Raw genomic sequence first — 10,839 nt, 5'->3', positions numbered from 1 at the left:
CTGGCGACCACGACTCATGGCGGTCAGCAGGCAGATGAGCCCGCACAGCAGCGCCCCGACAACCTCTTCGAGCCCCTGCCCGGCGTCCGCGGCGCGCACGGCCGCTTCGGCACGGAGGCGCAGGATACCGTCGGCGCCTATGATCCGGCGCTGCTGCGAATCTGCGCCACCTTCGCCGGCATCGGGCTACTTGGCGGCACCTGGTTGCTGGCGAGGGCGACCGTCAGGCAGGATCGCAGGCCACGGAAGGCGGCGCGCTCCCTTTGATGAACGGCGCCGCGGCGCGATGCGACTTCCTTCTGCCGTTGGACATCGAAGGCACAGGCGCCAGCAGAGCGCCTTGACGTAGGAGGCTGCGGGCCGCGCGGTTCCAGGCGCGGCCCGGATCACCTACCGGCCTCTCAGTCCCCGTGCCGGACCCCGAGGGGCGGCTCGGGCGGACATGGCGCCCCACCTGCGTCCCGATACGCGGCCGGGATCGTGTCGGCAGCGAGACCTGATCAGGCCTGCTAGGCAGATCACGACATGAAAGCGCCAGCGCCTTCTGCCATATCGCAAAAGGTTTGCCCCGCGCGATAATGACGCCAATCACTCGCGTCCTGGGTTGCATCTTTACATCCTTCTCCCGGAATGGCTGCCGCTCTCCAAAGGGCTGGTATCGGCCACCGCACATGCACGTCTTGTGGCGCGAAATTCACACATCACCCCTCGCCCACCGCTGGCATTAATTCCCTTCCTTTTTAATTCCATGCATTTTCAGACCGTCCTAATAACCTTTTGGTTATGATATATCCTTTCCATAAGCTTTGTTACCATAATAAATCATTTTTAATCGTGCTTGCACCAGAGGGTGGTCATTTTTCATTTCATACACGTCGATTCATTATTGCGATATTCGACGCAAAACGTCTCAAGATGAGCTTTTCCCGCTTTTTTCACCAGATTGGTCGTGTATTGTATCTGGGCGCTGGCGGAATGATCACCGGCGCAGGTCGGGGAGAAGCGGTCGGTGAATTTATCGATGCCGCAGCTAGGTCGCCTTAGAAAAGGCCGAACCGGTAGGGCTCAGGATGCTCGCCGAGAAGACAGGCATTATCTCGCCGCGACCTTGCCCGTTCCCACCTTCAATGGCTCTTGCTTCCCAAGCTGTAGTCGATCCGGCTTCAGCCGTGAATCAGCTTGTCAATTCGCAGGAATGCCTGCGCCCTTGGCGACATTCAGCTGCCCCCAAACCAATGTCATAGCGTACCTCGCCATCTCCCGCTGCTCCGGCACGAAAGAGCGGGAGGCTTCGAAATCTGACTTCATCGCCGCAAATCTGAGTTCGCGGATGTTTGTGTTGCCGCCTTACAACGCCGGGCCCCGGGTCGCTGAATGCGACGGCGCTGGAAGCACCGATCATCTGATCTTCTCGTGCCAGCGGGGCTCCGATGTGTCCGCGGCCACCCACAGGCGACTACCCTCCCCGCCGCCGTAGCCCGCACCGCGGGCCTACCCCCCCCCTCTCAGTCTGTCCGAAAGCAAATGCCAGCACGCCAGCAATGGCCGTGTCCTGATCCACAGGAGTCGCGCTCATGGTCACCAACAATTTCGCCGCCAGCACTCTCGATTTGAATGGAAAAGTCGCGGTTAATCAGCCCACAGCGCTGGTCTGGGGCCCAGACGGCCGCCTCTACATCACCGAAGCTGACGGCGACGTCCGGGTCCTGACCGTCGCATTCGGCGACAAGAATCCTGCGGATAGCGACAACACGGCACAGTTCTATGTGACGGAGGCGATTACCCTCAGCCTCATCAAGGCCGCGATTCAGAACCACAACGACAACGGCGCGGTGAACAACGGCCAGAACCGCCAGGTCACCGGCATCGATGTCACACGCCAGTTCGATGCAGATGGCAACCCGGTGATGATTAACGGCAAGCCGGCGGCTACGATCTACGTCACCTCCTCGGACAGCCGCATCGGCGCGGGTGGCGGTGGTGGCGACGTCAACCTCGACACCAACTCCGGCGTCATCACGAAGCTCGTGCAGACCGGCCCCAACACCTGGGACGCCATCGACATCGTGCGTGGCCTGCCGCGTTCAGAGGAAAACCACGCGAGCAACGGGCTGGAGGTGATCCAGACCATTGATCCGGTTACGGGCAATTTGGTTTCCGAGCGCATGATCCTCGCGTCGGGTGGCAATGCGAACAGCGGCGCGCCATCCAACAACTTCGCCGGCCAGCAGGAGCAGCCTCTGTCCGGCGCGCTGCTCGAAATCGACCTGACCATGCTCAGCGGCATGCCGGTGCAGACCACTGCCAGCGGCCGGAAATACGTCTACGACATCCCGACCCTCGACGACCCGACCCGCACGGGCAACCCCGACAACAACGACCCGTTCGGCGGCAATGACGGCTTCAACAGCGCGAAGCTGGTGGCCGGCGGGCCGGTCTCGATCTACTCGCCAGGCTACCGTAACGCCTACGACGTGGAGGTTAGCGATGACGGCCGCGTCTGGACCTACGACAACGGCGCGAACAACAGCTGGGGTGGCCGGCCGATCGGCGAGGCTGGCGACAATGGCAGCGCGACCGATCTCATACAGGCGCTCGGCTACATCGCCACCAACCTGAACAATGGCGAGGGCAACACCTCCGACCCCATCAACCTGATCAACTGGAACCCGTCCAACAAGGACAACTTCCACGAGGCCACGCGGTCGGACGACCTGGCGGGGCGCGCGATCTCCGCCGGCCAGGGCGGGGCGCAGACCTTCGAGCACGAGGGGCTGACCTACGTCTATGGCGGCCACCCGAACCCCACGCGGGCGGAGGGCTCGCGTGCGGGCCTGCTCTTCTCGCCCGGGACCGGTGCGAACGACGCTTATCTCCTGGTGTCCAACACGGACAGCTATGGGAATGGTGGCGGCAGCGACTACGCCGAGGTGATCGCCTGGTTGACCAATGTCGAGGCAGCCAACCCGAAGAACGGGATCTACGGCGTCAACGCCGGTGACCTGACCAAGAAGGTGCTCGCGGTCACGCCGGGCCAGCTCTACGAAATCTACAAGTTCGCCGACGGGTCGGGTGCGGCGGTCGTCGCCGGTGGCTCGCCACCGGCCAACGGCACGCTGATCGGCCAGTCCGGCCTGCCTTCCGACATCGCCGAGATCGTCGCCTACCACAACCCGATCGAGGGCGACTACAAGGAGGCTGGAAAGACCGACGGCGCGCTGGACAGCGGCAACGGCTCGATCAACGGCCTGACCGAATACACCTCGACCATCCTCGACCAGGGCGGCGTGAAGATGTCGGGCGCGATCATCGCGGCCCAGCTCAACGGCGGCAACCTGATCATCATGGGCCGCAATGCGGACGGCACCATGTCCAGCGGCGTCTCGGGCGGGTTCGCCGTCGCGGCCGACCGCACCACCTTCCAGACCGGCGCGGCGCCGCTCGGCCTGGCCGCCATCGGTGACGACTTCATCGAGATGGGTCTCAGCCAGCCCTTCCAGGGCTCCGTCTGGGTGGCGAGCTACAGCACCAGCCAGCCCTTCATCCAGATCCTGCAGCCCAACAACGGCGCCGTGCCGCTGGCGGGTTCGGAGATCGTGAACCCGACTGACCGCGACCTCGACGGCGTCACCAACCTGGTCGATCCGTTCGAACTCAGCGCCACCAACGGCTTCGCCCTGGCGCCGGGCGAGCAGCTGCTGATCGACTTCAACCCGCAGAACACCAACTTCCCCAACACCATCTCCGCCACCGGCCTGCTCGGCGCCGCCCTCGACGGCGTAACACCGAACCGCGACGCGCAGACCGCCGCGGAGAACTTCGCCCCCGACCAGCAGTTCCCGGGCCTCTACGACATCGGCGGCAACATCCTGCCGGGCGGCAACGCCCCCATCCTGCAGATCAAGAAGGTGATCGCCGGCACCGTGGTCGGCGCGGCCAACACGGCCCGCGACGCGCTGCACACCGGCATCCGCCCGTCAGACGACGTGGACCGCATCGTGGCCACGATCGAGGCGAAGAACTGGATCCTGGAGAAGTCGGGCGTGGCGGTGGAGGGCCAGCTCACCGGAATGATGTTCGGCGACGGCACGCAGTCCAACTTCGTGCGCTTCGTCTTTGGCGCGGTGCCGGACGGTGCAGGCGTGACGCCCGGCTTCGAGGTCGGCTTCGAGATCGGCGACGTCTACACGGTCCTGTCCCAAACCGCCGTGGCCGGGCTGACCAATGCGGCCGCCAACAGCGTCGAGCTGCGCCTGACCATCGACAAGCAGGCCGGCTTCACCGTGACGGCGGAATACCGCCTTGAAGGGCAGGCGGACTTCACCTCCATCCCCCTGGGTGGCTTCGCCCTGCCCGAGGGCGTGCTGCGCAACGTGCTGACCGGCGACCACACCATCGGCAGCGGCGCCGCGACGCAACCCTCCGGCGCCGCCATCGGCTTCCTCGCCGAGAACGCGGCGGGCGAAGAACTGGACGCGGTGGACTTTTACAGTCTGCGCATCGAGGCCTTCGGCAACGAGATCGTCGCAACGGATGCCGGAGCGGTGGGTGCGCCCGGCTCCCCCAATGTGGACACGGTGATCTACACCGGGACCGATACGGCTCTCTCGGCGCTCGCCCCGGACGTCGAGAACTTCGACGGCACCGGCTCTACGGCGAACTACGCCGTCACTGCCAACGCGCTCGACAACGTCATCCGTCCGGGCACGGGTGTCAACGTGATCACGACCGGCGCGGGCGACGACGTGGTGCGCGGCACGCTGGCGCAGCTAGCCGGCGACGAGATCACGGACTTCTCGAACGACGACAGGCTGGTGGTCGAGGGCGCGCTGATCAACGACTTCAACGTGGTCTACGGCACGGGCTCTGCCACCCTCACCATCAACGGTGCGGCGCCGATCATCTTCTCCGGTCCCGACTTCGCGGATTTCACTGCCGCCGACGGCCTCTCGGTCTTCCGCTTCATCCAAAGCCAGGACGGCGTGGAGATCACCACGGCGCCGGCGCTTACGCCCTTCATCGCGATCAGCTCCGGCAGCGCGGACCTTCCGGGTGCCACCTTGCGCGAGCAGACGGTGAATTTCGTCTCCGATGTCGGCACCGGCGCCGCTGCGGCCTTCGTCACGGGCGTGACGTCCAAGACCTACACCAACGCCACGATCGGTGCGACCAACATCCCGGGCACCGAGCTCGACCTGCTCCACCAGACCGAGCGCTCCGCCGTGGATGCCGGCAAGTGGGGCTATTCGATCCCGGTGCCAAATGGCGAGTACCTGATCGACCTCATCTTCGCCGAAATCTTCCACGGGGTGGCCAATGCCGCCTCGAACGCGGTCCCCGGCAAGCGCGTCTTCGACATCTTCGTCGAGAACGGCCTCGTTGAACCGAACTTTGACATCATCGCCGCGGCCGGCGGCACAGCGACGGAGGTCATCAAGACCTACCAGGCCACCGTCGCCGACGGCGTGCTGAACATCGAGTTCGACGCCACGGTGGACCAGGCCAAGATCAGCGGCCTTGTGGTCTGGGAGCTCGGCGGCACCTTCGTGCCCCCGGCCGACACCGCGGCACCGGTCATCGACTCCATCTTCGTCGAAAACCCGCAACTGGTGCAGGACGGCCCGCGCTTCGCGACCGTCGTGCTCAAGGACGAGACCGGCTTCGACCAGGATGACTTCGGCGGCCTGACCGGCGCCGAACTCAGCTTCACAGGCATCGTGCCCGCAAGCGTTTCGGCGCCAGTCGTCGTCCTCAGCGGCGACGGAAAGACGGCGACGCTGACCTACACGCTGGAGGCTTCCGGTGGCGCTTGGCCCGCCGGCGTGGGCCAGGTCAGCGTGGCGGCCGGCGCATATGGCGATGCGGCAGGCAACGTGACCGCGGCCGCCAACACGGCCTTCGTGCTGCAGCCCAACCTCGGCAGCCTGGCGCGCGGCGACGTGGTGCGCGCGATCAACCTCGGCACGACCGATACAGCGCCCGGCACGCTGGGCGTGGACCCGTTCGGGCAGGTCACCGACAACAACCGCTATGGCGGCGCCATCGCGGCGGACAGCCTGATCCTGGACGCCTTCGGTAACCCGGTCGCCTTCCAGGCCGACAACCCCCTTTGGTACACCAGCCCCAAGACCAACGCACAGCTGAATGCCAACGTGGATGGCCAGTCGGGCACCACGGGCAGCAACTCGGGCGGGGAGGACCTCGACGGCTCGGCCTACCACACCTACCGCGACAGCGCGGCGGGCGCCTGGACGGCGACCTATGGCGGCTTCGCGCCCGGCACCTACGTCGTGGAAGTGCACTTCGCCGAGCTGTTCCACGCCACGGGCGGGTTGCGCCAGGGCGACTTCACAATCAATGGCCAGGTGCTGGCGCTCAACTTCGACCCTTTCACCGCCGCGGGCGGCGCCGACAAGCGCACCACGCTCACGAAGGCCGTGACCGTCACAGATGGCAATGTCGTGATCGGCGTCAGTGCGGATACGGGCCAACCTGGCATCAACGCGGTCGTGATTTACCAGGCGGTGGACCCGAATCTGCCGCCCACCATCTCGGTGGCGGACGCGCAGGCCGTCGAAGGCGGTGATGCGGTAGTGACCTTCACCCGCACCGGCGACCTGTCGGAGGCGGTGACGGTGACCTTCGTCCTGACGCCCGGCACGGCGTCCGAGGATGACTACACCTCCCCCGCGAGCACCACCGTGGTGATCCCCGCCAACCAGGGCTCGGCCAGCATCACGATCCCGATCGTGGACGACACGCGGGAGGAGCCGGCCCAGAGCTTCACCGTCTCCCTCCTGTCGGTGTCCAACGCCTCGAACACCGCCGTGATCGGCGACAACACCGCGACCATCACCATCGCCGCGAACGACTTCTCGCTGCAGATCCCGCCCGGCGGCGCGCTGCTGAACCTCGACTTCGAGACGCCGGGCACACCGCTCGCCCAGGGCGGCTTCGACGGCGTGCTCGGCGGGCCCGGCGCGCTCGACCCGGCGGCGGAGGTCGTGGTCGAGGGCGGCAAGCTGAAGGTGGTCACCTCGGATGGTGACCTCTCGCAGGGCGGCCAGGTGGACAGCAAGAACGACTTCATCAAGCAGGTGGACGTCTCCGACCCCGCGCTGACGCAGCTCTACCTGACGGCGCAATTCGACAACCCGTTCACGCAGAATTTCATGACCTCGCGTGGCGTCACCAACGGCATCATCCAGAACTACGCCCAGCAGGGCATCCTGTTCGCCGTGCCGGATGATGCGGTGGCGCAGAACTCCAGCCAGTTCGTGAAGCTGGTCTTCGGCGGCAATGCCGGTAACGCCGTGCAGCTCTGGACGCAGGGCAACGCCGTCAACCAGACGACCCAGGTCACCGCCATGTCCAGCGCGGCCGTGGCCGCAGGCGGGGATGCCTTCGGCCTCTTCGACATCGCCCGGGTGGAGCTGTCCATTGCCGTGGACCGCGGGCCCGGCACCATCGGCCAGTTCGTCACCTTCTTCGATGCCGAGGGCGAGATTCTGGGCGGCGTGCGGCCCACGGCGACGGCGGGCTTCGTGACCGCGGCACCGGTCGCCATCCCGCCGCCGCTGGCGGCGGCCTTCGCCGCGGGCGCCGTGGATGTCGGCATCACCTCGACCGACTACACCACCACGGCGCTGGACGCATTCACCGCCACCTGGGATTTCCTGCGACTCTCCTCGCCGCAATACACGCCGCCCGTGGTGGAGCCGACAGGCCCGGACTCCGTCCGCGGAACGGTGATCGGCGACTTCTCCGATGACGGCGCCGAGCCGACCGCAATCGGCGTGCTGCAACTGGGCGACAACGTCATCGTCGCCGCCCAGCAGGGCGACAGCGAGCCCGGTGGGCGCGACCGCGACTACTTCACCTTCACCGTGGCCGAGGGCCAGGTGCTGTCGCAGCTGGTGCTGCAGGGCTTCGCAACGGATGAGGTGGGGCTGCCGCAGGGCTTCATCGGCATCCAGGAAGGTCCGGTGGTGACGACGGACCCCACCACCTACGCCAATTCCGACGCCCTCCTTGGCGGCCTCGTCTACAACGGCGGCCTCGTCAGCAACGACATCCTCGACGATCTGGCCGAGGGCGCCACCCAGGGCTTCTCCTTCATCGGTTTCGACACACCGCTGGGCGCGGGCACCTACACGATCTGGCTGAACCAAGGCGGCGCCGCGTCCACCGCCACCCTCAACTTCATGATCGCGGAGGCGCCTGTGGCGGAACCCATCTCGCTCACGATCGGCAATGCGCCTACGGTGCTGGAGGAGGGCGACGCCGGCTTCACCACGCTCCTGTTCCCCATCACCGCCTCGGAGAACTTCAGCGGCGATGTTACGGTGTCCTACGACACCGCGGGCGCGAGCGGCCTGACGGCCCTCGTCTCCTTCGTGGATGGGGCCGGCGTTCTGTCGCTGCCGGTCGCCAATGACGACCTTGCCAATGGCGATGACCTAGTCAGCGTCACGCTGACCGGCGGCACCGGTGGGGCCAACACCTTTGAGATCGCCACCGCCACCGCCACCGGATTGGTGACGGAGGATGACACGGCGCCGGTCCTGGTCCGGGGTGGCGTCGTCGCGGCATACAATGCTGGCGGCCCTGCGATGACCTTCGACGGCATCGCCTTCGCGGCGGCCGCGAGCGGGACGACGGGCGTCTTCGCGGGCGGCGAGGCCTTCACCGACAGCACCGGAGGCAATGGCCTGCAGCCGGTCTTCAACGGCACGGTCTACCAGACCGAGGTGAACTCCGGCCCAACCACCGACGCCACGCCCGGCACCTTCTCCTTCTCGGCGCCGGTTGCTCCGGACAAGCTCTACTTCGTCGATCTCTACATGGCCGAGATCTACACGGATGTGGTCGGTGGGCGCGTGTTCGACGTGTTCGTCGAGGGTTCGGCGACACCGGCGCTCAATGACTTCGACATCGTGGCCGCGACAGGCTCCAGCAACAGCGCCATAGTCGTGCGGCTGGCAGAGCCGATCGCGCCTGGTGCGAACGGCGCCATCGACCTCAGCTTCGTCACCGTCACGGACCGCGCCAAGGTCAGCGCCATCGTGATCCGCGAGGCGGTGGCGCCCGTGCCGCCGGGCACCATCGCCATCGCCGACGCGCCCACGATGGTCGAGGGCGGCGATGCGGGCCAGACCATGCTGGTCTTCCCGCTCACCCTCGCGGGGACGGACGCGACGGTGCTCATCGGCTACTCGGTGGGCGGCGTCGCCCAGGCCCCGGTCGAGGTGAGCTTCACGGGCGGCGTCGGATCCCTGTCCGTGCCGGTCGCCAATGACAACGTGGACACCGGCACGCGGACGGTCGAGGTCGCCATTACCAGCCTGCCCTCCGGCTTCACGATTGCTGGCGGCGGCACGGCGAGCGGAGACGTGACGGATGACGACGTGGTCATCGTCAACCCCGATGACCTGGACGGCGACGGCATCCCGAACATCGACGACCCCTTCGCCTACGACGGCAGCAACGGTTTGGGTCGTGCGCTGACGCCAGGAACCGAGTTCCGCCAGGATTTCGACACCTCAACGAATGATCCATTCAGCGCTGGCGGCGGCTTTACCGGAATTCTCGTCAATCCGCTTTTCAGCCCACCTGGCGCATCCGGTGCGGATCCGTACGGCGACCGCACGGTTGAGGCGAAGGTGACGATTGCGGCCGGCGCGCTGTCGATCACCTCTTCGCCCGAGGACACCAATGTCATTGGTGGTACGACGACCAGCAACCTGATCCGCGACAATTACCAGTCCGGTGTGGACGTCTCGCGCACGCAGGTGTTCGAGGTATCAACCCGCGTTACGAGCGCTGACTTCGTCAGCGCGCTCGCTCCCAGCGGTTTCGCGCAGTTCGGCGTCCAGGTGGGCGCCGGTGGTGTCGATGATTTCGTAAAGCTCGTTTTCAGCGACAACCAGAATAACCCGCCACGGTTGCAGATTGGACACAATCAAAGCCTGCTTGGCACCTCGTCCGAAGCCAACGTGCCGATGCAGGGGACGGCCCCAAATGCCATCAGTTTCCTTGGCACCGTGGCCGCCTATGAGGTCCGGCTGACCGTGGACCGCTCGGTAACCGCCGTCCCAGCAGGCGCTGCCGGCGTGGTTGAAGGCGTTCCGACCGCCGGATCCGTCTTGGGCGTGGTGGAGTTCTTTGATGCGCTGGGTGTGTCGCTCGGAACATTGACCGCCGGTCCGCGCTACATCGTTCCGACAAGCGCCCTCGCTCAAGCTATGGCCAACGAGAACCCGCTCACGGGCGGTACGGGCGGCTTGGCATACGGCGTCGCGATCACCGACGGCACCTCTGCCACCAACCAGTTCACTGCCAACTTCGACTATCTTGTCATACGATCGCTGGATGAGGCGCCAAATCAGGCGCCGACGGCGGTGGTGCTGTCGAACCTGGTGACGACGCTCGCCGAAGGCACGCAGGCGGCGGCGGTCAAGGTTGCCGACATCGCGGTGAGCGACGACGGCCTCGGCACCAACGTGCTGTCGCTGCAGGGCGATGACGCGGCGCTGTTCGAGATCGTCGGGCAGGAGCTGTTCCTGAAGGCCGGCGCGGTGCTGGACTTCGAGGTCAATCCGCAGCTCGACGTGACGGTTCAGGTCGATGACGCGGCGGTGGGCGGCTCGCCCGACGCGACGGCGGCGTTCACGCTGGCGGTTACCGACGTGGACGAGAACCAGGCGCCGACGGCGGTGGTTCTGACGCCGGTTCTGACGTCGGTCGCGGAGAACGTCGACACCAGCGTGCGGACCAAGGTTGCCGACATCGCGGTGAGCGACGACGGCCTCGGCACCAACGTGCTGTCGCTGCAGGGTA

The 10,839-nt window shown here is 66.1% G+C and carries 1 protein-coding gene and 1 pseudogene; both read left to right on the top strand.

Features of this window, described 5'->3' with window-relative positions; translation table 11 throughout:
* Positions 1 to 267 (top strand): annotated as a pseudogene (locus ACFHPP_RS29385) (hypothetical protein); the annotation flags it as partial.
* 1,307 nt (positions 268 to 1,574) lie between these two features.
* Positions 1,575 to 10,839, top strand: a 9,265-nt coding sequence (locus tag ACFHPP_RS29380; RefSeq protein WP_437166781.1) for a malectin domain-containing carbohydrate-binding protein, incomplete at its 3' end; no start/stop codon positions are given.

The sequence above is a fragment of the Falsiroseomonas sp. E2-1-a20 genome, from assembly GCF_051433195.1.
Taxonomy (GTDB): Bacteria; Pseudomonadota; Alphaproteobacteria; order Acetobacterales; family Acetobacteraceae; genus Falsiroseomonas.
This window is presented reverse-complemented; position numbering and strand designations above follow the sequence as displayed.